Annotated in this window: 31 protein-coding genes; 1 reads left to right on the top strand and 30 read right to left on the bottom strand. The window is 53.3% G+C overall.

The window, feature by feature from the left end; all coding sequences use genetic code 11:
- Positions 1-40: 40 nt before the first annotated feature.
- The 22 genes from H4Q31_RS04155 to H4Q31_RS04050 form a co-directional block, all read right to left on the bottom strand.
- Positions 41-187 (bottom strand): XkdX family protein, encoded by a 147-nt coding sequence (locus H4Q31_RS04155; RefSeq protein WP_185177810.1) that lies wholly within the window; start codon positions 185-187, stop codon positions 41-43.
- Positions 187-600 (bottom strand): hypothetical protein, encoded by a 414-nt coding sequence (locus H4Q31_RS04150; protein ID WP_185177809.1) that lies wholly within the window; start codon positions 598-600, stop codon positions 187-189. The genes H4Q31_RS04155 and H4Q31_RS04150 overlap by 1 nt, the downstream gene beginning before the upstream one ends.
- An 11-nt stretch (positions 601-611) precedes the next feature.
- On the bottom strand, positions 612-1,355 hold the full coding sequence (locus H4Q31_RS04145; RefSeq protein WP_185177808.1) for a hypothetical protein: 744 nt from the start codon (positions 1,353-1,355) through the stop codon (positions 612-614).
- Positions 1,356-1,682: 327 nt separating this feature from the next.
- Positions 1,683-2,477: a distal tail protein Dit gene (locus H4Q31_RS04140; protein WP_185177807.1), complete on the bottom strand. Its 795-nt coding sequence runs from the start codon at positions 2,475-2,477 to the stop codon at positions 1,683-1,685.
- A gap of 1 nt (position 2,478) precedes the next feature.
- Positions 2,479-6,381, bottom strand: coding sequence for a hypothetical protein (locus H4Q31_RS04135; protein ID WP_185177806.1), 3,903 nt, complete (start codon positions 6,379-6,381; stop codon positions 2,479-2,481).
- Entirely contained in the window at positions 6,382-6,660 is a 279-nt protein-coding gene (locus H4Q31_RS04130) for a hypothetical protein (RefSeq protein ID WP_185177805.1), read from the bottom strand.
- Positions 6,661-6,677: 17 nt separating this feature from the next.
- Positions 6,678-7,085 carry a hypothetical protein gene (locus H4Q31_RS04125; protein ID WP_185177804.1) on the bottom strand — a complete coding sequence of 136 codons (408 nt, stop codon included), beginning with the start codon at positions 7,083-7,085 and terminating at the stop codon, positions 6,678-6,680.
- Between the two features lie 70 nt (positions 7,086-7,155).
- Positions 7,156-7,719 carry a hypothetical protein gene (locus H4Q31_RS04120; protein ID WP_185177803.1) on the bottom strand — a complete coding sequence of 188 codons (564 nt, stop codon included), beginning with the start codon at positions 7,717-7,719 and terminating at the stop codon, positions 7,156-7,158.
- A gap of 3 nt (positions 7,720-7,722) precedes the next feature.
- Positions 7,723-8,127: a minor capsid protein gene (locus tag H4Q31_RS04115; RefSeq protein WP_185177802.1), complete on the bottom strand. Its 405-nt coding sequence runs from the start codon at positions 8,125-8,127 to the stop codon at positions 7,723-7,725.
- Positions 8,128-8,580 (bottom strand): HK97 gp10 family phage protein, encoded by a 453-nt coding sequence (locus H4Q31_RS04110; RefSeq protein ID WP_185177801.1) that lies wholly within the window; start codon positions 8,578-8,580, stop codon positions 8,128-8,130.
- Positions 8,558-8,890 (bottom strand): hypothetical protein, encoded by a 333-nt coding sequence (locus H4Q31_RS04105; protein ID WP_185177800.1) that lies wholly within the window; start codon positions 8,888-8,890, stop codon positions 8,558-8,560. Before H4Q31_RS04105 ends, H4Q31_RS04110 begins: the two co-directional genes overlap by 23 nt.
- Entirely contained in the window at positions 8,887-9,273 is a 387-nt protein-coding gene (locus H4Q31_RS04100; RefSeq protein ID WP_185177799.1) for a hypothetical protein, read from the bottom strand. Before H4Q31_RS04100 ends, H4Q31_RS04105 begins: the two co-directional genes overlap by 4 nt.
- 10 nt (positions 9,274-9,283) lie before the next feature.
- Positions 9,284-9,610 carry a hypothetical protein gene (locus H4Q31_RS04095; protein WP_185177798.1) on the bottom strand — a complete coding sequence of 109 codons (327 nt, stop codon included), beginning with the start codon at positions 9,608-9,610 and terminating at the stop codon, positions 9,284-9,286.
- 59 nt (positions 9,611-9,669) lie between these two features.
- Positions 9,670-10,752 (bottom strand): major capsid protein, encoded by a 1,083-nt coding sequence (locus H4Q31_RS04090; RefSeq protein ID WP_185177797.1) that lies wholly within the window; start codon positions 10,750-10,752, stop codon positions 9,670-9,672.
- 40 nt (positions 10,753-10,792) lie between these two features.
- Positions 10,793-11,170: a head decoration protein gene (locus tag H4Q31_RS04085; protein WP_185177796.1), complete on the bottom strand. Its 378-nt coding sequence runs from the start codon at positions 11,168-11,170 to the stop codon at positions 10,793-10,795.
- 14 nt (positions 11,171-11,184) lie between these two features.
- Positions 11,185-11,904, bottom strand: a complete 720-nt coding sequence (locus H4Q31_RS04080) for a scaffolding protein (RefSeq protein ID WP_245347193.1) — start codon at positions 11,902-11,904, stop codon at positions 11,185-11,187.
- Positions 11,905-12,009: 105 nt separating this feature from the next.
- Positions 12,010-12,231 (bottom strand): hypothetical protein, encoded by a 222-nt coding sequence (locus H4Q31_RS04075; RefSeq protein WP_311771682.1) that lies wholly within the window; start codon positions 12,229-12,231, stop codon positions 12,010-12,012.
- A 1-nt stretch (position 12,232) separates the two neighbouring features.
- Positions 12,233-13,288, bottom strand: coding sequence for a phage minor capsid protein (locus H4Q31_RS04070; RefSeq protein WP_185177794.1), 1,056 nt, complete (start codon positions 13,286-13,288; stop codon positions 12,233-12,235).
- 1 nt (position 13,289) lies between these two features.
- Positions 13,290-14,783: a phage portal protein gene (locus H4Q31_RS04065; RefSeq protein WP_185177793.1), complete on the bottom strand. Its 1,494-nt coding sequence runs from the start codon at positions 14,781-14,783 to the stop codon at positions 13,290-13,292.
- 16 nt (positions 14,784-14,799) lie between these two features.
- Entirely contained in the window at positions 14,800-16,092 is a 1,293-nt protein-coding gene (locus tag H4Q31_RS04060; RefSeq protein ID WP_185177792.1) for a PBSX family phage terminase large subunit, read from the bottom strand.
- Positions 16,073-16,888: a phage terminase small subunit gene (terS, locus tag H4Q31_RS04055; protein WP_185177791.1), complete on the bottom strand. Its 816-nt coding sequence runs from the start codon at positions 16,886-16,888 to the stop codon at positions 16,073-16,075. The genes H4Q31_RS04060 and terS overlap by 20 nt, the downstream gene beginning before the upstream one ends.
- Before the next feature lie 235 nt (positions 16,889-17,123).
- The gene (locus H4Q31_RS04050; protein WP_185177790.1) at positions 17,124-17,735 is read right to left on the bottom strand and encodes a tyrosine-type recombinase/integrase; all 612 of its coding nucleotides are present in this window, start codon (positions 17,733-17,735) and stop codon (positions 17,124-17,126) included.
- A gap of 810 nt (positions 17,736-18,545) precedes the next feature.
- Here H4Q31_RS04050 and H4Q31_RS04045 point away from each other — a divergent pair.
- Positions 18,546-18,821, top strand: coding sequence for a DUF3892 domain-containing protein (locus tag H4Q31_RS04045; RefSeq protein ID WP_185177789.1), 276 nt, complete (start codon positions 18,546-18,548; stop codon positions 18,819-18,821).
- A gap of 1,017 nt (positions 18,822-19,838) precedes the next feature.
- On the opposite strand, the gene H4Q31_RS04040 is transcribed toward H4Q31_RS04045, so the two are convergent.
- The 8 genes from H4Q31_RS04040 to H4Q31_RS04005 all read right to left on the bottom strand — a co-directional run bounded on the left by H4Q31_RS04040 (position 19,839) and on the right by H4Q31_RS04005 (position 23,397).
- Positions 19,839-20,213, bottom strand: coding sequence for a hypothetical protein (locus H4Q31_RS04040; RefSeq protein ID WP_185177788.1), 375 nt, complete (start codon positions 20,211-20,213; stop codon positions 19,839-19,841).
- Positions 20,214-20,300: 87 nt separating this feature from the next.
- On the bottom strand, positions 20,301-20,426 hold the full coding sequence (locus H4Q31_RS21540; RefSeq protein WP_260440096.1) for a hypothetical protein: 126 nt from the start codon (positions 20,424-20,426) through the stop codon (positions 20,301-20,303).
- Positions 20,427-20,863: 437 nt separating this feature from the next.
- Entirely contained in the window at positions 20,864-21,427 is a 564-nt protein-coding gene (locus H4Q31_RS04030) for a hypothetical protein (protein WP_185177786.1), read from the bottom strand.
- The gene (locus tag H4Q31_RS04025; protein WP_185177785.1) at positions 21,424-21,807 is read right to left on the bottom strand and encodes a YopX family protein; all 384 of its coding nucleotides are present in this window, start codon (positions 21,805-21,807) and stop codon (positions 21,424-21,426) included. The genes H4Q31_RS04030 and H4Q31_RS04025 overlap by 4 nt, the downstream gene beginning before the upstream one ends.
- Before the next feature lie 5 nt (positions 21,808-21,812).
- On the bottom strand, positions 21,813-22,397 hold the full coding sequence (locus H4Q31_RS04020; protein WP_185177784.1) for a hypothetical protein: 585 nt from the start codon (positions 22,395-22,397) through the stop codon (positions 21,813-21,815).
- Positions 22,387-22,662 carry a hypothetical protein gene (locus H4Q31_RS04015; protein WP_185177783.1) on the bottom strand — a complete coding sequence of 92 codons (276 nt, stop codon included), beginning with the start codon at positions 22,660-22,662 and terminating at the stop codon, positions 22,387-22,389. The genes H4Q31_RS04020 and H4Q31_RS04015 overlap by 11 nt, the downstream gene beginning before the upstream one ends.
- Positions 22,655-22,945, bottom strand: a complete 291-nt coding sequence (locus tag H4Q31_RS04010; protein ID WP_185177782.1) for a flagellar FlbD family protein — start codon at positions 22,943-22,945, stop codon at positions 22,655-22,657. The genes H4Q31_RS04015 and H4Q31_RS04010 overlap by 8 nt, the downstream gene beginning before the upstream one ends.
- Complete coding sequence (locus tag H4Q31_RS04005; RefSeq protein ID WP_185177781.1) at positions 22,942-23,397, bottom strand: hypothetical protein; 456 nt, start codon at positions 23,395-23,397, stop codon at positions 22,942-22,944. The genes H4Q31_RS04010 and H4Q31_RS04005 overlap by 4 nt, the downstream gene beginning before the upstream one ends.
- Between the last annotated feature and the right edge of the window lie 4 nt (positions 23,398-23,401).

Genomic DNA, 23,401 nt, shown 5'->3' with positions numbered 1-23,401 from the left:
ATTACAGGAATAGCTCCTAACACCACAAAAAAGCCCTCGCCTAAGCGGAGGCTGCATAATCGACATCAGTAATGTCTTTAAATTGCTCAGCGGTGATCCAGCCAGCTGCCACAAATACCTTGATGCCCTCAGCGTCATAGCCTGGCATACCTGCGTCGTAGAATTGCTTGATCCAATCGAAGTACATTACTCAGCACCTCCAGCTTTTAATTGGGCGACCGTCATCATCAGGCTGGCGATCATCTGTTGCTGCTGGACGATCTGCACAGCCTTGTTGGCGGCATCCATGAGCATCGTCGCATTTTGCGCGGTCAACTGATCGATCCGCTCCGCATCAGTCGGCGGTGTCGGCGGCCGCGCCGCCCATTCGGCGTCGAGCTCGTCCAGCGACCGTTCGGCGCGCTGTCCATTAATCCACTTGTAAAGGTGCTGGCCGCGATCGTTGATCATCCGCTCCGTCCAGTAGAGCTGGAAGTGCCTTGGTCCGTCTTCGCAGATCAGGATCTCGTCAGCGGATCGCTTGTCCGTCTGCCAATCGGCGTATCCGTCTATGATACGCTGCTGGTCGTCTACACGGATATAGAGTTTGTATCCGTCCATATTGATCCTCCTTATAGTTCGGCATCTGCTGTCCAATGGGCAGACAAAAAATCGCCAGTGTTTGTAATGATGTTAACAACGAGAATCCTTGTACAACTTTGCGCAACCTCCGCCGCAGCAGTCAAATCAGCTCCGGTATTTTGATCGAAAATATTATTTGGAGTTCCTGTATTCGGAGAATAAATAACGAAAGTAGGATTAATACGCTTAGTTACTTTATATTGGACCATAAAACCAGAATAACTAGAACCCGTCGATTCCCATTTTAGTACTCCTCCAGCAGTGATGGTTCCTGGACTAGTATCAATGTTGTAACTCTTCTCATAGTATCTCTGACACAGCGCCAACTCTTCGCCATACGAACGCGGCTGAACCGGCAACGCCACATCGCCCGCATTAAGACCAACCAATTCGATCTCAACATAGTCATTTGCTCCAGCAACTCCAGTAAATTCGTTCGCGCCGGATCTCGTCTCAAACTTAGCACTTAGCAGGTTAGCATTAGCCGGCACTGCATTGCACGACACTTCAAAGTCCTGCCAGTTTGTCGTGAGCACCACAGATGTCGATCCGAGAGTCACTTCTCCATTAATGGACCCCCCCGAATTTGAAAAGGTGCCGTCTACATCCGTACCGCTCCGAACGGCTGCTGTCAGGACGGATTGCGACTGGCTATAGTCCGCCCCTTTGCGTGCACGAAACCGCAAAGAAACCTGCCGACCGCGAAACGGGATAGTATTCGCAGTCTCGATCAACTGAGACATCCAAGCGTAATTAGTAGCAGTATTGCCCACGTCTCTCTGAAGCCTAATGCAGTACCTGCCAATCCCGCCGGGCTGTCTGGACACTGTTAGCCCTAGAGCGCTGCCGTTGCGTCTTGCAAACCACCTATCGGCGGTATACCCTCCTCCGCCTGAGATCGGAAATGTTGTTCCGCGCTGCCACACATCAAAACTGCCATTGATGAGGGCTTGACGGAGGAGGCTGGACACTCCGAGCAGTCCATTCAGATATGCAAAGTTCCCGTTCAGTGGCCCCGACTCGATGCTAGGCCCGATTGTCTCCAAAGGCATATGATCACCTCACAGATATTTGAATCGCCAATCATATTGCACGACAGCGGACGCTGCCGCCGCCCGAAATATTAGACCATTAACACCAGGATGGAGATCGAAGAAGTCACCGGACATCTGTGGTAGTGCATTTAAACCATTGAGATTCGCCGTCATCTCTCCGGTATCGATGACTAGCGACTGTCCGATCATTGTCGGCAACCATAGCCTTTTGCCGCTCTGCTCATGCTCAATGCTGCCGCCGATGGCATTCCCGGCGATAGTGATCTTGATCCCGGTCTCCATTGGACCATAATTTTGCAAGCTGCTCCGCTGTTCCCCATATAACCACTCGAATCCGGTTGGGTTCGGGTAGATAAGCCCCGAATCGTATTGCAGCCCGAAATCATATAGGTGCCTTTGGTCCATGCTGTGCGGATAACCGTAAGCAAATGGATCGGTGCACTTCATCGAAAATTCGAACGTACCATACTTTCCGATTTGCTGAAGCCCCAACTTGGCGGTAAATTTAGCATAATAATAGCGGTCCGGTGTCTCGTCGAAAACGAGCACTCCGGCCGCCTGAGTAGGATTGAGCCAGTTATAAATGCGAGATTGCTGAACCTTGAACGGTTCATTGGACGGAGTTATATCGATAGAGAGATCAATCTGCCTCTTTCCGAATTCCGTTCCGTAGTCGATCACGCCAGGAAGCCCGGTCACCTCGTCCTCGTATTCTCGGAGATCGGGAGAGTTGATTTTGGACGACAGGAGCGTGATGCCGAACTCCGAGCTATGCCGACCGCGGTACGTAAACCCATACAAATCAACCACCCCCCGTGATGTTCTTGCGTAGAATTTCCGCAGCGGTGTCGCCTGTCTCGCGCCCGAACGTCCGAAGATCGATGCCGTCCTCGAACACCGGGTCGTTCACTTCCATGATCTTCTCAATGTGGATGGTTGCGGTCGAACCGCTAGCGTTGACAAGGCTTTTCAATTGCTCTGGCGTAAATACATACTCCGTGTCGCGCAGGATTGCTGTGATTTCGTCCGGCATCAGTTGGTCAGGCGAGCGGAAGTTGAGTCCCGTCACGCCGTCGCGGCCTCCGTGGAATAAAGGCATGCCGTTGGAATCGTACCACTTTCCGGTTGCGCTGTTCTTGTGCGCACCGATCGACGCCCCAAGCTGCTCGTTGGCCGCCGCATACGATGCCTTCTCGGCATCAGTGGTCGCGTTCCGCCAAGCGATGCTGTTCGCCTGCATCTGCGCAACAACGGAGGCGCTAGAAGAACCAGAAGTCTGCGCCGCGCCGCTGGAAGACGCCGCCGCTCCCGTCCCGCCCATGATGTTCGCATAATCCGCCGCGAGCTTCTCTAACTCGGCGCGAATCTTACTGTTGGTGGTTGTGAACGCCTTGAATCGATCATCTTCGAGTGCTTGATATATCTTGATAGCATCGCCCTTGTAATCATCGATGATGCTCTCGAGCTCGTCATACCATGCCTCGATATCATCTTTCTGCCGATCGAGCGAAGCGAGCTTCTGGTCACGCTCTTTGGCAAGAGCATCCTTCTGGTCGTCGAGGTCCATCTGCCGCAGCTGCTCATCGAGCTCCTGCAGATGCTTCTTGCCGGCTTCCGACGTCGCATTGGCGTACTTCGCCCGCTCTGCGTTCAGCGCGTCTCGTTGTCGTTGTCGCTCGCCTTGGTCGATCAACGCCTGTTGGGCATCGTAATAATCCTCGATCGCCTTGCGTTGTTCATCGATCGCGTCCAACTGCGCCTGCTTTTGTTTCTTGATCGCGTCAGTCGTCGATTTTAACAGATCATCGACGTCTTGCTCCTGCTGCTTAGCCGCCGCTTCTTGCACTTGTTGAGCGGCTTTGATCAGGTCGACCTTGAGGTTATAGACCTCGGTGTCGGCCTGCTTGTAGTAGTCGGTGTCCTTTGCGTAACGACTGCGAACTCGTGTCCAAGCGTCGAGCTTCATTTGTGTGATCTCATCCTCGTTCTTGCCAGCGAGCGTCATCCGACGTTCTTCCTGCTCAATCCATTCCTCGGAGGCTTCAAACGACTCTTGATTCATCTGCTGCTGCAACTGATACACCTTGACTTCGAGGTCTTGACGGATGTCGGCGTTGTTCTTGTACTTCGTCTGCATCCGGTTCAGGTAGTCCATCTCTTGCTGCTCACTAACCTGGTTGAGGTCTTTCTTGTACTGCAAGAATTTAAGTGCAGCCTGATACTGCTCTTGCTGGATGTCAGCGACAGTTTTGCTGGTTCCACCACTTCCAGTGCCACCTCCTGCACCGCCATCGGCTCCGCCGAACTTGTCAAAGGCACCACTTGTGATGTTCTGGATGTCTTGCTCGATCTGGTTAATCAGCAACTGATAGTCATTGACGTTAGACTGCGCTTTTTCGGCCACAGCCCGCATTGCAAGGTCGCCGGCAAAGTCCAACCCCTTTGCAAGACCACTCGGGAGTTTGCTGCCAATTTCGGTATCCTCCAGGTCGACACCAGCTGCAGACATAAGGGCTTTAACCTGCGCCTTCGCAAGTTTGAGCTTCGCTTCAGTCTCCGACTTCCATGTTTCAAGACGCTTCTTCGCTGCATCCGCTGTCTCAGCCACAGAATCTCTTTCGGCTTGGATCAAATCATTAATCAGGTCCGTGTTGCGGATGTGCCAACGGCCCTCTTCGTCCAACTCCGACTGTAACCCCGGATATTCCTGTGTCAGTTGTTTCACGATGTTCGCTAATTCAGCCTTTTGCTCGGTTGTCAGCTTCGTTTGCTTGTCCAACTGCTCGTATTGATCTTTAAGCTTCGCGACCGAATCAATGTGCTTTACCTGAGCCGCTGTATCTCGAAGATTTGCTTCTTCCAACTTTACTAGCGCTGGAATAGAGGCTTCAAGCTGATCATTTAACTCCTTCAGGCGCTTGGCAGCATCGTCGGGCGTCTTGATTCCTAATTGAGACAACTGATCATCCACATCAGAGAGATTGCTCTTCAGATCAGAGATTTGGCGATACAGTTTGTAAACTTCTCCATTGGAACCATTCGAAATGACAAGTTGATTGCGCTGATCATTTAGCTTGCTGATCTGGTCTTGGAGATTCTTCTGCTCTTCGAGCTTTTTATTGAGTGTATCAATATCATCTTGCAGCTTCTTTACATCGTCTGTCGATCTGGATAGAGGCGACTCGGCAAGCTTCTTATTCAACTCGTCTTGGTTCTGTGCGAACTTCCACACAGACTCAGCTGCTGCATCTGCTGCTAGGGAATAAGCAGTGATTCCTGCCGCCGCGGCGCCGATTAAAGTCAGGATAACACCAATCCCGCCCATAGCTGTGTTCAAGACGAGGAACGCGGTAGACAGCGCACCAATAAGCGCAATAAATCCCATAACGGCAACGGACGCTGCTGCGATACCAGCGACAACTTCCTCATTCCCATCCGCGAATGAAGCGAACTCTCGGATAAGCGGTGTCACTGTATCGAGCAGTTCCTGCAGGACCGGCAAGAAGTCTTCGCCAAGTTCAATCCGCGCCTCTTGGAGCGTCTGGTTAAAGGTGGCTTGAGTGCCGGTATAGCCAGTCATCGCATCGTCCGCGTTCCCTGCGAACATAGCGCCTTCCTGCAGCATGCCATTGTAGGCGGCTTGGATCTTCTCCGCCTCGGTGAGATTCGCTGCCGACTTTCCGATCGTCTGTGCATAACGATCATACATAACCGAGAGGTTCGTCGTGATGCCGGCAGCGTCCGTTAGGTCGGAGTTGCCCATCTTAATGCCTTGAGCAACCTGGTTGATCGCTTCGCCCCAAGAGAGGTTTGCTTGCCGGTTATACGCCGCGGCGTCAGCCGTTGCAATCATGATCTCCCGCGTTTGGTCGAGTGTCATGCCGGCCGCAAGGTATGTCTTGACCGTGTTAGCCATCTCCGTACGACTCAGACCCCACCGATCGGCGAGCTCGTCTGCAAGATCCGCTGACTTCTCGACGTCAACGTTAAGGGACTTTGACACCGCGGACAGACCGGAATACGCCATCGAGAGCTGCTGTGCTTCGTCAGCGAGAGACTTAATGGTGGCTGTCAGCTTTACGAAGGTAGCTCCGGCACCTACAGCGGCCACGGCAGAGCCAAGACCTTCCATAGACCCCTTCGCCTGCCTCGTCGACTTGTCCGTCTCTTTCAGTTCCTTCTCGATCTGCTCGATTTGCTTGGCATCCAACCCGATCCCGCGGAGTTGATCCCGTACTGCTTGCAACTGCTTCTCAAGGATTTTAGGGTTCGCCTTACGAATCTCGGTGTTTATCGCATCTATCTTCTTCGCGTCGATACCGAGTTGTCCCAATGCTGCATTAAGACCTTCGAAGCTCGCTTCAGCTTGTTTGGCAGCCGTGCCGGTGTCCTTCAGCTCGTCTCCGACCTTTTCGGCTTGCTTGCTCGCCTGCCCCATTTTCTGGAGTTCAGCGACGATTGCGTCGAGGCCCTTCTCTACCTTGGATGGATCAAGTTTCTTAAGTTGCTCGTCGATCGACTTCAATGCACTCGTGTTTTGGGCGATCTGCCCCAACGACGAACTCATCGTATCAAATGCCTTTGATGTCTTCTGTCCCTCTTCTCCCAGTCCAGTTATGCCCTTCTTAACTTCTGCAATCTCCGACTTCATTTGCGAAGCTTCAGCGATCATGCGCGCCCTAAGTTCCCCGATTTGAGTTCCCATCTAACCACCCACCTTCATCCGCGCGAGCAGCGCTTGATACTGATCTTCTGCCGACTTCGGCGGCTCCTTAGCCAGCTTCGGCATCTTCGCCTGTAGACCTTTTAAAATATCTTTGCGCGTCTCCTCGGTGTAATGAGGGAACGACGATACTTGGATATTCTCGATCAACTCTCGCGCCCGGCGCTCGCCGGTGAGATGCAGCAACTGCGGCAAATCGATCCAAGCGTACTCGCTCTCAATCTCGTGCTGCGTCTTGCCAAGAACAATGCAGCAACGCAAAACAAACTCGTCTGCCGTTATCCTTTGGCCTGTTCCATCCGCTTGAGAATGCTCTGAACGAACTGCTGAGCCATCGGAGGAATCAGGCCGTTTAAGTTTCCCAGAGCGGAATTAATGTCGTTTTTCTCCCACGTAAGCCGCAGGAACTCGGTGCACTCGACAAGGCTGGCGTGCTCGTCAAGGTACTCGATCGGGAGGTCGCTCAGCAGCGAGGTCAGTTCGTAAATCTCATCTATCGTCACGTCAGCGGCGGCCACGATGAACACCGCGCGATCTTGTTCGGGAGTCAGGAATAGCTTGACGAGGAAGTCGCCAATGGTGCCGATATGATCGGTCAGTTTCTTAAGGCGCGTGCGCGTCAGCTTCGGGACTTCGACTTTCTTGTTGCCGAGTTGGACTCGGTCTTTCTTCAAAAGGTTCAGCACCTTGATTCCCCCTATGGGATGGAATGAATAAGAGAGGGCCGAAGCCCCCTCTGCTGTCGTGCGGTGTTGATTAACTTGCTGCTGCCGCGGCGGAGATGTCCCCCCAAGTGTAGAGCAAGCCGTAGTGATCCGGGTCGGTGCTAGGATAGGCAGCGGCCGAGATCGACTGCTTCAGGTTGTCGTCGTTTTTGAAGCCAGCGTTCAGATCGAATTTGACCGCGCAGGCTTCGATGTAGATGAAGCGGCTCGGGTCCGATACGCCAAGCGGCTTGATGACCGCGCGCTTACGAGGCAATTCTTGACCGGCCAGACCGGAGACTTCGTACTTCACCTTCGTCGTCGTCGTGGCATCCGTGATCTTGTCGGCGTTCGGGTTGAATTTCACGACCTTTTCGAAGTCCATGTCCGGAGTATCGAATGTGACGGCGCCCACGATGCTGGTAATGACCGACTTGACCGGCGCATCACCAAATTGGTCTACTTTGGGCTCGAAGTAGGAAGTGGTCGTGGTGAATGTAATACCACCCTGCGTCAGATCGACTGTGACGGCATCCGTTTCGTTAGCACCAGTCTCGTCGACGCCCCAGATAAAGATGCCGGGGCCTGCGAAAATCTTATCAACGATTTCACTCATCGTTTAAGCCTCCTTCGTGTAGAACAGGAAATTGGTTGAAAACATGGGATGATCCGCATCGTCCTGACCGAGAGGAATCGGCGACGACTGCTGCGCGAGGCTCGAGAACACACGCGTCTCGCCAACCTCGTAGTTCGCCCGGCGATGCAGATGTTTGATGAGTCCCTTCGCGAGCGCTTCGGTTGCGGCCATGTTCGCCGGCAGCGTCTTGTAGGACTTGCCTTTGACGATGACTTGGAACGTTGGGCGCTCGGTCGGTACGTAGGCATGCGGTTCGAAGCTACCGGTGCCAAATACGAATAAGCAAGGCAGTTTCGTCTCAGGCAGATCAGCCGGGATGAAGTTCGGGTCCGGGTAGACGGTGTAGCCGGCCGCGGTCAGGTATTCAATCAGCTCGCTTGCCAACATTTACGCCACCCCCAGTACCTTCGACAACTCTTCGATGATGAGATTCTCGTTCATCTTCAAAGCGTTCTCGAGAAACTTCTTGCCCGGCAAGTATCCGTTATATGATCCTTTGCTCAGCGTCTTCTCGCCAGGCTTCATCTCGACGATGGAGCCGTTCGACGTGTGCCGGAAACCCTCATGCTGCACGACAGCGTATTGATCAACCTCTGGGCTTGTCCCGATGTCGATATACGTCATACCGATGAGTTTCTTAACTTCGCCGACGTTGATCGCCGCCTCGAGGTCGCCGGAATCGATCGGAGCAAGACGCTTGGCGTCGTGCGCTACCTTCAACGCGAGCTTCGTCAGCACCTCGTCGATACGTCGCTCGATGTGTTCGTCGATCTGATCTAGCGCGCCGACCATCGCCTCAATACCTTCAAGTCCGAAGCTAAATATTTTGCGGCCGGCCATAGACGACAACCTCCTTCACATCGTCGGTCCCGAGGTTTTTCCGGACTTCGATATGAGCGACTTCGCAGCGGATGGTGATGCCAAGCGCGTTGACGTACTCGATGTAATCGTCGAATCCGACAGCATTGACGCCCTCGAGAGAAATCGCATACGCGATCTGCACGTCCTCGCCCTTGGCATTCTTGATGAGGCGCTGTTCCTCAACGACCTTTGCTCGCTTCTCGGTGGCGGTCGGTGGAAGCGGCCGGCCCCAATCATCCACTTCGGAGTGATAATGAGTCACTTTCGCCGGGTAACCGAAGATGCTCATAAAAGAACACCGCCGTAGAGAGGCGTAGAGCCGTTCTCAGCCTCTCCCGATGCGATCTCGTCAGCAGTAGCCCCAAGCAGTTGGCGCACGTCAGGCGCAACGCTATCGCGGACACCGTCTTTGTACGAGATGGACTCGCCGTTGTCGGTGATCGTCTTGACGTTGTGCCGCTGGAACTTGAGCGCCGGGTCGACGCCTTGCAGTTCCCATACTGCCTGGTAGGCAATTAGCGAGACATCAAGGGCAGCTGCTGGATACCAACGGGCCAGATTGCGCTCAGCCTGCTTTACAGCAACTGCCTGCTTTTGTTCGTTTGCCCGGTCCCACGCGTCAGAGTCAAGGAGATTGTCCGCAATCCAGTCCGCTACTTCTTGGCGGTCCATCGGCGGTCACCTACTTTTGCTCTTTGGCAGCAATCTCCGCGGTCAGCGTTTCGGCATCCTTCTCGTCGGCGCCTTCGATACCGAGTTCGGCCGCCTTCTTGCGGAGAGACTTGAGTTCCTTCTCGGCTTTCTCGGCTTCCTTGGCGGCCTTTGCCGCAGCTTTAGCCTCTGCTGCCGCCTTCTCCTCGGCTTCCTTCTCCGCCGCGGACTTCTCGATCTCAACGCCGACGCGCTTCTCGATCAGTTCTTCACCGAGCTTCTCGTCAACGTCGACTTCGGCGCCGGGGCCCTTCCACGAGCCGTTGACCTTGGTTACCGCTGTAATCTTGACTTTCATTTTGCTCACCCTTTCTTAATGAGAAAGAGCGCCCGGAGGCGCTCCCTCTTAGATAATGGTTAGATGACCTTCGCGGTCATGACGCTGTCGGCATACGGGAAGACCGGGAACGCCAGGTTGACGCCCACCGTGCGCACGCGCAACGGATGTTTGTTCGGCACGTCGCGGAAGACGAAGATGCCGTTCTCGCCTGAGCCAACGCCGTCATAGCCGCCCATGAGTTCCTCCGTGGTCGTCGCCCACAGGTAGTTACCCAGCGGACCGTCAGGCAACATCACAAAGCGATCAGGAGCAGCCATGCGGACGTTGCTGAACGCCAGCTTTCCACCAGACAGCGCATCGTTCTCAACGCGCGCCTGCGTGTCGTATGCGACGATACGCGGCAGACCGAGAGAATCAGTGACAGCGTCGAGTTGCGCCTTGTTGAGCTGCGGCGGATTCGCTGTGCCGCTCGGGTCGCCGAAGTAGGCCTTGCGGATGGACAGGTTCTGCAAGAGTAGCGAGACGACTGCCTGCGTGGTCAGAGCACGCGTCAGCTTCACGCCGCGATCCGCTTGGTATTGGAACCAAGCCTGGATGTCCGCAAGCGGCGTCGAGTTGACCGTGTCCGACCACAAATCCGTGCCAGTCAGAACCGGTTTTTGGTCGGCAGTGAAGCCGTAGTCGACGGACAGCTTAACGTCGCCTTCAGAATAGGACACGACGCCAGTCGAAGCCGCCTGCATGGCAATCCACTCACGCCGGGCGAGGATGGAGTTGACTGCATACTTCGAATCGTCGAGTTGCTCCCGGACGATCTGCTGTACCTCCTGCTTACGCAGGCCGAGGTTCTGGCCGGCCATCAACAGCAGGCGAATGAGCTTCTCATCCATCCAGCGGCCGCGCTGGATCTTCGGGATTTCCACCCGATCGCCCTTCACACCTTCGCGGGAACCGTACCGCGTCTCGGTGCCGAGCTCGGCGATCTGCGCCATAACCGGCAGGCGAGACGAGGACTTGATAACATCGACCGTCAACTCGTCCGTTTGACGCGCCGGGAACAGAACGTTCTGCAGGTAGTCGTTCGGGACGGTGAGGTTCGACGCATACGTCAGGAGTTCTTCTCCCGACAACGCTTCTTCAAGCAGTTGGAGTTCGTTCATATTGGTTCTTCAGCCCTTTCGGTTTGAAATGGATCAAGGATTAGGCAAAGACGATATTCGGCATCTTGCCCTTGAGCGCGGCATCGACGGTGACCGGGACGCGTGCGGCGATGATCTTGGCGACCTCGTAGCCGCCGACAACCGCGTCGCCGTCCTTGACGTTGATGGTCCGCTTCAAGATGACGGTCGGGTTCTGGCTGCCATCGTTGCCAGCAGCATTGTACGGCACGTACTTGCCGCTTGCGGTCACCTTCGCCATCGGCATGCCCTTCTTAATGATCTTGTCGCCGTTGGCATCGGCTGCAACAGCCGCAGAATCGATCGTGATGCCGTTCGTAACTTCACGCACGACTTCATGCGAGGAAAGGATTTCGTAGTCATCCTGTACCTCGAATAGGGGTTTCGGTTGAAGATTCATGCTTCATACCCTCCTTATTTGCTTGCCCACGGGTCATTGGGTGCGGCCGCATGGGTGCCTTCTTGTTTTGCCAGATTGGCGAATTTCTCGAGAGACTTCTTCTTATCGTCATGGGATCCACCGCCGCGAACGTCTGCGCCAAAAGAGCCGTTTCCCTTGGACTTCCCCAGATGCGGCTTCTTCTTGAGCAGTTCCTGCAACGCTTCCTTGACGCCTTCGAGTTCGCCTTTGTCGTTCTCCTTGACCTTCGACAGATCAGCGAGAGCCGCGGCGTCCTCCCAATCGGCGAACCCGAGTTCATTCGCCAAAACCTTAACCTCGGCGCGGAGCAAGCGCTTGAACGTCGCTTCCGCCTGTTCTTTCTGGCTGGCTTCGAGCAGCTCCTTGGCGCGCTTCTCGACGTCTTCCATCGTAAGCGCATCTTCATCATCCTTGCCTTTCGACTTGGACTTCGAAGCCGCAGCAGCCGCTTCCTCGTCGGCTTTTTTCATGAGTGCGACGGCCCTCTTCAAATCCTTCAGATCCATTCCTGCGAGGTCTCCAAAGCGATCTTTCACTGCTTTCTCTGCAGCAGTTGTTGCCGCCGCCTTCTCGCGTTCCTTGACCTGTTCCTCGGTAAATGTGACAGGATCGCTCCCGCCACCGCCGCCTCCAGGTGGATCACCGGCGAACATCTGGAGGAAACCAAACGGCATGCCGATTTGGTTAAGGCGTCTCTTAAACGGTTGGTTCATATAAATCCCCTTCCTCTACTGAAAGGCAGTAGGCACCTGATCTCATCGGCAGTTTAATGTCATGACGATGGATGGACAAAAGAAAAAGCCGCTCGTTTGAGCGACTCATTCAGACATATTACAAAGCACATGATTCTTGCCGCACTCCAGAAGACCAAGCAGTTCGGTGTGAAGGGTATTGCTCCATCCGCTCTTGATCAATCCGTCCGGCTGCCTAGCGACGAATACAACGGTCTCCACATCGCCGCGCTCGATCGCCTGCAGCAGATTCTCGATGACTGCTCGCGGCGTCACCTTGCCTTCACGCTTAGAGCGTCGCTCCAGCACTTCATCCAATGGCGTCATCCCCCTTCACATTAGCGATTATCTTCCGGTAATCCTCCTGCAATTCCCGATAAGCCTGAGTATTCCTCGCCTTCATGCTCGCAAATGTCTTAAGGTCCGGTGCGTCCGGCATCGCCGCCTTGTACCGCATCCACTGCTTGCGCGTCTCGTTCTTCCGCGACTTCTCGCGTTGGAGCTGTTCGTACCGCAGTTTGTAGCGTTCTGTTCGATTGTCGGTAAACGGACGGTTCGATGCGGTTATCATGCGCTCGACTTCGTCGGCCGGCGTATACTCTTCCACCCATACCGACAGCGAATGAACACAATGCGAATGGTACGGCGGCTTTTGTTCAAGCTTCGGGAATCGCTCATCCTTGCCGCTGATCGAGTAAACGCGGCCCTGGTACTTGGCGCAGTATTCGCATGTGATGCCGACTGCGTTGACATATACGAGGTCCATGTCGTTCTGCGCCGCCATGTTCTCGGTCCCAGTGACGTGCGCCTTTCGCTGGTGGTAGTGGACAACGCCGGACATATACGCGTCAACCGGGATTCTTGCTCCATTCTTGGCAATGATACCGGTGATGCCGCGGCTATTGAGGTCTGCGACCGCCTGTCGTGTTGCCTCTCGACGGCTCATTCCTTCGGCGAGCGATTTCGCATTGGCGGCCCTCGCTACTTCCTCGATCCGCTTCTTGACATCCGCGCTCATGTTGTCACTGGCTTCAAGGATCGAGTAAAACGCCTCGTCCATGATCGCCTGCGCGGCACCTTGATGGACTATGGCCTTTAGCGTCTGGTTGATCGATTCGAACGATAGACCAGCAGCAACCATCTGCTCAACGGCCGCCGCAGCGCCGGCACGGTACTCTTCGCCGACAACGCCGGCCATCTGCTGCCCTGCTTTTCCGGTCAGCTCCGCAATAATCGCTTCGATCTGCCTCAGCAGTTGCTCTTTGCGGCGCTTCGAGACATTTCCATCCTCGAGTGACTGGACAAGCGCCCGTAATCGCTCGTCGGCATTGACGTAGAGCGCGATTAATTGCTCGACTGCGGCCATCTTATACCGTCACCTTCGGCGGCTGCGTGTAAGTTGGGTTCAAGGCATCCGTTGCTTTCTCGTCTTGAATCTTCTGGAGCTCGGCCGTGATCGCATCCTCGGACCAATCCGGGTGCATGCGCCGGACTGTCGCCTCGAGCGACTGGACTCCACCGGAATACTTCTCGATTTCTTCGGTGTCCTTCTCGCTGTCAGCCTTCGGAAGCATGTCGCCCCACTCGATCGCCGGCGCCGCAACCTCGTAGTCGGTGCCGCCCAACGCGTTCTCAAGGATGATGCACTTGCGGATCGCGTCCTTGATGCCGGCGTCAAACTTGTCCTTGATCGCCTCAGCCTTGATGACCGACTGAATCCAGAGGTAAAGGAGCGCGACGCCGGTGTCGCCCTTGCCTTCCTCGAGCCCAGCCGCCTGCGGCGAAGTCTTACTGATCGCCAGCATGTACTGGATGAGCCGCGTCACATGCTCGAAGCTCTGAGCCGTCTTTGCATCCCATGTGATGTACTGCGGAATCGCGCCCTTGTTCTCGTCGTAGCTGACCACCTCGAGGTCGGCGTTGCGGACGAAGCGTTGGCCGTAGTTCCTACCATTCTCGTTAGCGACGGTGTTCCAGAGTGCTGAAGGGATTGCCAACTTTGGCTTGCCGTGCTTTTCGAACACAATGGAATCGCGCGTGATGGTCCAGTTGATCTCTTCTTGGATTGTGTCGATGTTCCGCAGCGCCGACCGGCCGCGTGGGCGCAGCAGCGTCTCGTCGTTCGTGATCGCGCCGCACATGATCTCAGTCACGCCATCAAGAATGGCATCCTCCGGAATATCGACTTCATAAGTCGCTGCATACGTCGCCGTATCGACTTGCTCACCTACAACCTCACCCTCCACCTTAAACACCATTTGCTGCACCGTCAGGCCAGCTTCTTCGATTCGCTGCCGCTCGATGCGGAGGAACTTCTTCTTGTTCGTCTCCTCGCCGCGTTCCTCGATCCAAGCAAGGTCCGCGCCGCGGCCATCATCATGTGGGAAGTATCGATCGCCGAGCGCCCACTCGAACCACGTTTTGCCACTCGCATCCCGGCGAGCGCGGTACGCGATTAGGCCGTCGACCTGGTGCTGCGTGACCGCAGCCCATATCTTCTCGTTCACCTTGCTGACGCTGGCAACCGCAGTGATAAAGTCAAGCAGCGCTTGGTCGTCTTCAGTGTCAGCTGAGATATTTCCCAACGCGCGGTTAATAAGGTCGGCCGGCACCTCGGCGATTAGGCTGCTGAAGTTGGCTACCACGTACATTTGGTTGACGTCGACGACTTCACGTGTCTGCGTCCACGTCTTGACGCCGGTTCTTTTCCACCCGAAGCGAACGTCTTTCGCGATTTGCTTCGCTCGCGGGAAAATCTCGGCGTGATCGCCTTCGTACAGCGCCCGGAAGTACGTCATTGCGGCGACGTCCTTGTCGAACGGCGGAGGTGGGAACTTCTGTTTGGTGTAGACAATGGTCAATTTGTACTCTCCTTTCTTACCAGCCTGATGGCCGATGGATGCTATACTTCATCTCTGGCGCGAACACGACCGTATTGACGAAGTACCTGTCTCCGTCCATCTGGTGGTCATTCTGCTTAAGTGGCTTGTCCTCGCCGCGCGCGGCTGCTTTCTCGTCCCAGATGTACGACGAAAACTCGCGGAACGTCTCCGTGCAGCAATCGTTGTACTTGATCTTGCCTTCGCTGATCGCCGTCGCGGTGTTCCGAATGCCGTCAAGAACATCGTTCTTTGCTTCGGTGACGTAGAACCTCCCGCGCTTGCGGATCGCGGCTATGAACGATGCTGCCGATGGGTCAACGATGATCGCTTGCGGATCGACATCGCCGACGAACTCTTCCAGATCGGCGCAATACTCTTCATCCGTCTTCTGCCGTAATCTCTTCCGGCCATCGTAGTGATATTCTTTGACCTTGTACCATGTCTCATCAAAAAGACCCCATAGCCCGAAGGTCATAGGGTTCTGTGTGCCATAGTCGCAAGAGACGTAGTAATTGGAATACGCGCGCTCAATGGTCGGAACAACATGCTTCTCCCGGTCGAACATATCGTAGATGACGCCTTCGGCCATGACCCACAAGCCGAGAATATAGCGTTTGAAGAAGATACCGGAGTACATCCGGCGATAGCGTTCCTTCACTTTCTCCGACAGCGACAAGTTATCATCCATCGTGAAGTGAAGGTGCAGTGCATTCTTCTGCCGCAGCTGATCGAGCCATTCGATCTTGAACCAGTGATACGGTCCAGCCGGGTTACAGTTAAACCAGAACTTTGCGCCATCCACCGAACACCGCGCGGTCGCCTGATTGACGAACGACTGTGGCATCAGCGCGACCTCATCAAAGAACATGCCAGCCAACGTGATACCTTGAATCAGATCTTGTGACCGCTCATCTTTGCCACCGAATAGGAAGAAGTAGTTCACGACAAGTCCGCGTGTGACTGTGAGCATGTTCGCCGTCTGATCGTCATGCACATCATAACCGCGGCTTCGGAGCATCCGCTTGAGCGGCCCGACGACGTTACGACGCAGCGCGCCGATCGTCTTGCCAGCCATGCCGAACTGTTCGCCGATGAATGAATCCATCGCCCAGGCGACGTAGGAGAAGGACATCGCAACCGTCTTGCCGGCGCGCACCGAACCGTCTGCGATAATCGCGTCTTTGTCCTTGTGCGGTGATTGCGGCATCCACCACGTCAGCACTTGTAACTGCTTCTTCGAGAACGGCGACCATCGGAAGGTAGGCTGTTTAAGCTTCGGTGCCGCCATCGCTCCACACCTCCGCAGCCTTGCCCTTCAGTGCGTCCATGAATCCATCGTCCGAAGCGCCGGACCCATCGCCACCGAGTTTCTTGATTTCTGCTCGCGCTTTCTCGGCATCCACCTTCGCTTTGTCGATCTGCGCTTGCATCAGTTCCAGTTTAGCTCGGCGCTCGTCATTCTCGGGCGCTGCCGTCATGAACTGCTTGACCATCGAACGGAATTCGGCCATCGCCACCGATTGCGCTTTGAGGAACGTCGCGTAACGGTCCCAAGAGAACTGGAATTCAAATTCTTCTTCGACGAGCATTTGCTTGGGTTTTTCTTGGCCCGTTTCCTCGTCAACTTCGGAATGGATTTCAAACTTTTGCTTCTTGATTTCCTTGATCATCTCATCCTTGGCGGTAACGTGCATGATTGCCGGGGCGCGGATGATCGCGGTGAACTGCGTGATAATGTTCTGCCAAAGCATGTCCAATGGTTCCATTTCGGCTACCATGTCCATGATTTCGAGAAAGTCACCGTCCTGCGGCATGAACTTGCGAAACAGACCATGTTTAACGGCTCGATCGTTGCCAGGTGGAGCTCCAGAACCGCCTTTATTGCCCTTTGCATTCTTGTTTCCGCGCTGTCCGCCGCGGGGGCGCTTCTCCGGTATCTGCTCCCACCTGCCGAGACTCTTCCACTTGCGAACGAGCTCGGGCGATACACCGACTATCTCGGCGATCTCTTTCGGCTTCTTCGTGCGGTCTTTTAGCCATATCTTAAGGGCTCGCTTCTGCTCCGGACTCGGTTCTCTTGACATCTCACCACCACCACCCCCGTGCTATTCGAGTCTGTTTGGACGTTTTGAATCTCTGATCGCAGAGAAATGGGTGACGACGCTCGGATATTCTGCTATTTTTCAGCACATCGCCGCCACGATGTTCTCCTAGAGATTGTCAGTAGAGTTCAACACAACCCTGGTTCTGTTGCACTCATGAAAATCCAGAATCCTTGATATTTCTGGATTTTCTATTTCACACAGTTCGACTGCAACATTAACCGGATTGTGTGAAACTCAAACGAAGAATCATGCGGTCTAAGGTGTCTTGCGTGAGCCCCAAATACCGTAAAGTTTCCTCTTGAGTCTCATGACCGAAAGCCTCCATTAGTAACGCCATGACGTAGTTCATCTCTTCCGGAGGCGATCCCATGATCATGTGATAGCCCCAAGTCTTGCGCAGCGAGTGGCAGCCGATTTCTTGAAGATCGAAATGCTTGGCCGCCTTGCTCAGCATCTTCCAAGCTGTCTCTCGGCAAATTGGAAGCCCGGATTTTCCATCTCGCTTCCGCTGTCGACTAGCGAATAAATATGCATCATCCGGCATATCGCGGATGTAGACTTCCAAGTCCTCGCGGTAGTCCGGGTGGATAATGAATTTCTTTTCTTTCCGCCGTTTCCGCCGTCGGTTCTTTGTCTTCTCGGCGACAAAGGTGACATGAAGTTGCCCACGCACTTGCCATACCTGAAGGTTGAGCAAGTCCGATATCCGCAGCCCGCTGTGAATGCCCATCGAGAACATCAGATAGTCTCGGAAGCTCCGAACCTTAAGATAATTCTTGATCTGGACAATAAGCGCCTTGTCACGGATCGGCTGGACAAACTTCATGATCACCACCTCGCACATTAAATAAAAAAAGCGCCCGAAGGCGCTAATTCGTATTCGATATTTTAACTGATTCCATTACGATCTGATGCATTCCAAAGCGAACAAATAGATAGGCACAAATCAACGTAATGCCTATCATGAGAATTTTGAATATATCCCCTCGCACCTTAAGAACCCCGCCCAAAACGACGATAGCAACAATCTCGGGTAACAATATGTAAATGAATGCGATCTTGGCAATGAGCCAAGCACCTGCCTGCATCATCTTTGTTACGTCATCAAATGCGCTCTCCAAACCTTGATCACCCCCCGCCCATAATCATACATCATCTTCCACAATACGCCAATGTATGATATAATAGGAGACAAATCCGAAAGCATCGGTCAAGAAGCTCCGTGGCGAAGAACGCCCGGGGCTTTTTGTTTTATGATTTACTCGGCTGGTGGAAAAATTGATCAACCGGCCGCCACAGAGATAACTCATATCTCCATTTATCGAACCAGTTACGATCTCGCATAGCCAACGAAAGGTCGATCAAAACTGGGATGTCGTCAGGCCATATCGTATCATCGGAGCTCCAAACGCCCTTACTATCCATAACAATTGTTCCGTAATTCGCCGGTATGGTAACTTGAATTGTCAGTTTATCCTCGTCTACGTCAAGAAGAAAACCCGTGATTTTGTTCATGTTGTGACTCGTATGGACCCAGTCGCCTATTCTCACGGGTTCACCCTCTTTCTTCCTTTTATTCTTGCATAAGCCAGTCCCGTAATATACCGTATAGGTATAGGGAGGGAGGTGAAAAGCCATGGCCGGACTCTGTCAGATTACCCACATCCGCTTATCAAATAGCTATTCTTCATCCACCGAACATATCACCCATGTCAAGCTATCCACGGGGACAGTGGAAACCAGAGAACAAGCGGTAAGTTACATCGATATCGGATATGAGTACTACTACACCAATCAGTATGGATCAAAAGCGAATGTGGAGACCGTCCATCCCACTGGACGACCCGCATACATTCGCACGAAAGCCAATACGACTACAGTTGACAACTTGCTCAGTCTTCCACGATTCTAAGTTGCATAAACACCGTTTGGGTAGCATCCAACGGTGTTTTTCTATTTATCGCTAAACCCGCCTCTGAGCTCTCCGCACCCGGCGCTCCCGCCTATTCTTCGGCTCCGGGCCGGCGAGCGGAAGCGTCTTTCGAACCATCCAATTTGCGAGTTGTCGTAACAATGGCGTCATCCTCCTTCACACACTTTTGAAAAGGGCAATATTGTCTAGTCTCTCGCCAGCTGCCATAGGTGCACCTCTTACACTTATCAGGCTGCAGCACCAGATCAGGAGGCAGATTGTTCGCTCGAGACATCATCATCACTCCAATTAGGATTTAAAAAAGACCATCGCAGCCCTTTGGTGTCAAAGGAAATGCGATGGTCTTCCATTGCGCCATGCGTATCAACTAACGGGACCCTCCAGACCCACGCATGACGGTTAATTTCCGCCCCCTCCAATCGTCAGATAATGCTGCACACAATATACTGACAATTACATATCGGAGTTGACGTGTCGCCCACAGGCCCCCACCCTGACCATCAACGGAGCGTTTACCCTTGCGCGAATGCGCGCACACCTTCTTGCAGAGGATTTGCATCCTCTTCACCGTTCCGGAAAATCCGAGACAGTGAAGAAAATGCAAATAATAAAGAGGGTTTCGAACCCATCCCCATCTCCACACGCTCGGCGACTAGCGCCTAAGGTCTGATTGACCCACCGCATGGCCGGGTGCCGCAAACGATAAGGGGTACAGCGGCGATCACCCGAGCGTTTCCGCTCTATGTGATTCCACTGTACCCCTATGGCACTTGCATATTTGACGCACGTTACACGCGATTTACACGCATTATTTACACCAATGCGTCGATAATGCTTTTTCCTAGTTCAGCAATGCACGTTTCACATGCATGAATTTCATGACCGCATATCCCTATCAAGAATGCAGCATCTTTTCCGCATTCGCACTTCTCACCAGTGCTTCCTGGCGGGTCCACGACGTAGATATACTGCTCTCCCATGTGCCGCCACCTTTCTTTATTCCTCGAAAAGTTTGAGAGAATTCGCGACGGACTCGATACCTTCCTGCAGCTTGCGATCGACGGTTGAAGGGTGCATGCTGCTGTGTCGAATCACCGTCACCTTGTGGCGTTCGCCGCGAATATATCGCATCTCAACGATCTGCCGGACTTCCGGATCCAAGATCAGTCGGACAGCTCTCTCGAGTTCCTGGACAGCCTTCGCGATTGCATTGTACGTCATTCTCTTTTTCGGCGCAAGGTTCTCGATGCCTTCCTTTTCAAATTCAGCGACGTTAACTTTCATCTTTCTGTACTCGGCCAGCAGCGATTTGGTCTTTTTGATCTCGTCTGCTGTCGCTTGCGGAAATAGATCCATCTGCAATGCGATCATCCCCTACACCCCGCTGATATGGTATTATTGGTGTAGGAATATCTGTTCGCCCCCGGTCTCCGTTCCCCAACGCTCCGGGGGCTTGTCTTATTTATTTTGTTTGAGTTCCTCGTACAGCTTCGTGTCTTCCGGTTCGATAGTGTTCGGGTTCTCGACCTTAAGGCACTCGTACCAGCTCATTAGCCGGTCAATTTGTTCTTTGGTTAGATTCATCTCTCTGTCCCTCCAGAGCGCTGAGTGCTGCCATACATACGGCGTGAGGGAATGATGCTTCGCTGTCGTACTCGCCATATCCGCCCTCAATCCGCTCGAAGAATCTGGCGTGATACTTGATTCCGTCATACGTTAATGATTCGAGTGCGAAGTCCCATCCCCTCCGCTGCATCTCCTCTACTACTTGTTGCATTCCGTTCCATGTGGTGGAGAAATCAAGCGAAGATGTCGCATATTTACTCGTGTTGCTGTGCCACATGTCCAACTTGAATTGCTCATCATGTTTCTTGTACCACCCGAATAAATGTGCCAACTTCGCATCCATCTCCGGCCCCGGCTGTAGGTTCTTTCTATTACCTCCTATACTTGATGGATTAGACCCTTATTCGGCCTCCGCCTTCGGCTGCGCTGATTCGGTCGAGACGGAGGCCTGCGGCCTATGAAGTTGCTGTCTCCTGCTCACGATCCCACCGTGTACCGTACTTTTCCCACACTCTGTGCTGAAGGTTCCAGAACTTTGTCCGATACTCTTCTTTCTCCTTGCGCTCTTTATTTATGATGCGAGTCATTCGGTTGGTGTACTCTGGATCTGCGCTCTTGAACAGCTTATCAACGTCTCGTGATAGGGAACGAATGAGCGAATCCTTCAAAATCTGCTCGTCGACCTTTAACTCTTGCCGCTTCGCTTTTTTCACCAGCAGAGATCCAACATACACACCTACATGACGCGGAATATCTTCCTTCACTTGCTCGTATAGTTCCTTCGTCAACACGAAATAGTTAAAGTGTCCGACAAACGTCTTCTTGGCGGAACTATAGAAGTCGGACTTCGATGCCTTGATTTCGTAGCAACGGAAGATGCCTTTCGTGTCATAGGTCATATAATCTACTCGCTCATCCCCGAACCACCCTATCGTGACTTCCAAGCATCCGAATACGCCCTGCTTGTTCGTGGCTTTCCATATGTCGCGTTCTAGCGATAGCGTATCTTCCGTCTTCATCCCCCATCCCCTCCTGTGTCTCCTAATAGGGATGGGTTCTCGTAGATGTTGCCGATGACTTCCGGTAATTCGTAATATGGGTCATTTTGTGCTAAGTCATATCCATGCACGTAACTACAGCATCCACATGATGTTCTACCGTATTCGATAACCAATCCTCCTTCCAACACATCCCCCTCATAAATCATCTTGCCGTTGCGGTCTTTTAGACCTGTGAGCTGCCCGACTGTTTCGGGGTCGACAGAACTCCATTCTCCTACACCGATGTAATCACCGTCCGCATCCACTTGACCGGAAACAATAATATCTCCGTCAAGCAAACTTCCGTAAATCCATTCTCCGTTATCGACGCGACGACCACGGAACTTAATCTCTCTCATTCTGGCTATTCTCCTTTCTCTGATGGATAACGGGATAGGATGTCACGGGCACGTTCGCCACTATCCTTGAGCGCTGGCGCCGAGTGGTCAACGAAATACTCCCAGTTCGTGCGTTTTTCGTACCATTCCAGTACCTTACGGTAATCGTCCCGTTCTGCCTTAACCTGTTCCAGTTCTCCCCGCAGCCGTTCGTTCTCCACTAGCAAATTCTCGGCATCTGCGCCGATTCGTTCGTTGATTTCGCGCAGATTCTCCTTTTGCCCCTTGCACAAATCACGTTCTTGATTGTATAGATTCACCCAGAAATCTCTATCCTTGATCAGTTGTTCGTTCTCTTCTCGGGACTGTTGGAGTTGGTGACCGAGAGATTCGCTAACGGCAAGCGATCGTTCATAGTCTTCTTGGAGGCGTAAAATGACGTTGTTGAGACGATCTAATTCTTCCTTTTCTCGCTCTATCTCCGCTTGCTGCTGTTCGTTCTGTTGGAGGAGATAGCGGATAACGTCGTTCACGTTGTCTTCGTGCCCCTCGTAAACGTGCATCGCGTACTTCCGTTTGATCTCCTCTAGCGTATCCTTATCATTGGGCATCGGATTGACTCCTTTCCCACAGATGCTTGCGCATCTCATCCCGAACCTGAATCGCAATCTTCCGCGCTTTGTGCCTCGTATCAGCGGTAATAAAGCCAAGTGGATTATTCGGGTCGCGAATCTTTAGCATCTCTCCGTCTACTTCGATGTGGGGCGTCCAAGCTGACGTTAGTCGGTCTAGCTTTTCGTTGAAGAATGAGAGATGTCTAACGCTCACCTTATCGCCGATATCTCTGATTGGCACTACTTCTTCTTTATCATTCATCGGGGGTATCCTCCAGCCCGGCGAGCCAGAGGAGTCCGCTGAATGCCGACCTCTCCTCATCGGAGTCCAATTCGGATGCCGCTACTTGATGTACCATTCGGTACCGTTTGTACTCCATGATCTTGCGGACTACTTCTTCGGGAGACTCGGTGACAACAAAGCAATCATCAATCGTCGATCCGACGTAAATCCTTGTTTCACCGGGAAATTTATGAGACGTTGCCGAGATTGCTTCAGCACTGACGTAAAACGAGTTTCCATCCGGCTTTGTAAATCTAATCATTTCTCTGTATCCTCCTTCTGCTCACCGATAGGGGAGAGGGCTGAGATGATGATGTTGTTGATTCGTTGCGCTCTGATCGATGTATCGTCTGCCATTACATCAACGATCCGTTCCATCGCTTCCCTATACCGTCCCTCTGCTGGGGAGAGGATGTCGAAACGGCCGGATATGATCTCTGCCGCCAGTGAATCGCACATGAATACGATTCCCATATCGTAGGGCATGGACGTTCTGTGCATCGACTTTCGATTGCTTGCCCACTCCAACAATTCCTTCTTGGATATATAGTCACCAGACGGAGCCGATGCGACAGCGTGCTTTGCGATGTTGTGGTACAGCCTGCGCGGATCTTGTCCCGCCTTTTTGAGGATGCAGAATTCATAAGGGTGATACTCAGCCGGATGGCTCAACAGCATGCCGCATTCAGTACAGTGATGATTGATCGCACTCATGTAT

The organism is Cohnella lubricantis (genome assembly GCF_014212015.1).
Taxonomy (GTDB): Bacteria; Bacillota; Bacilli; order Paenibacillales; family Paenibacillaceae; genus Cohnella; species Cohnella lubricantis.
This window is presented reverse-complemented; position numbering and strand designations above follow the sequence as displayed.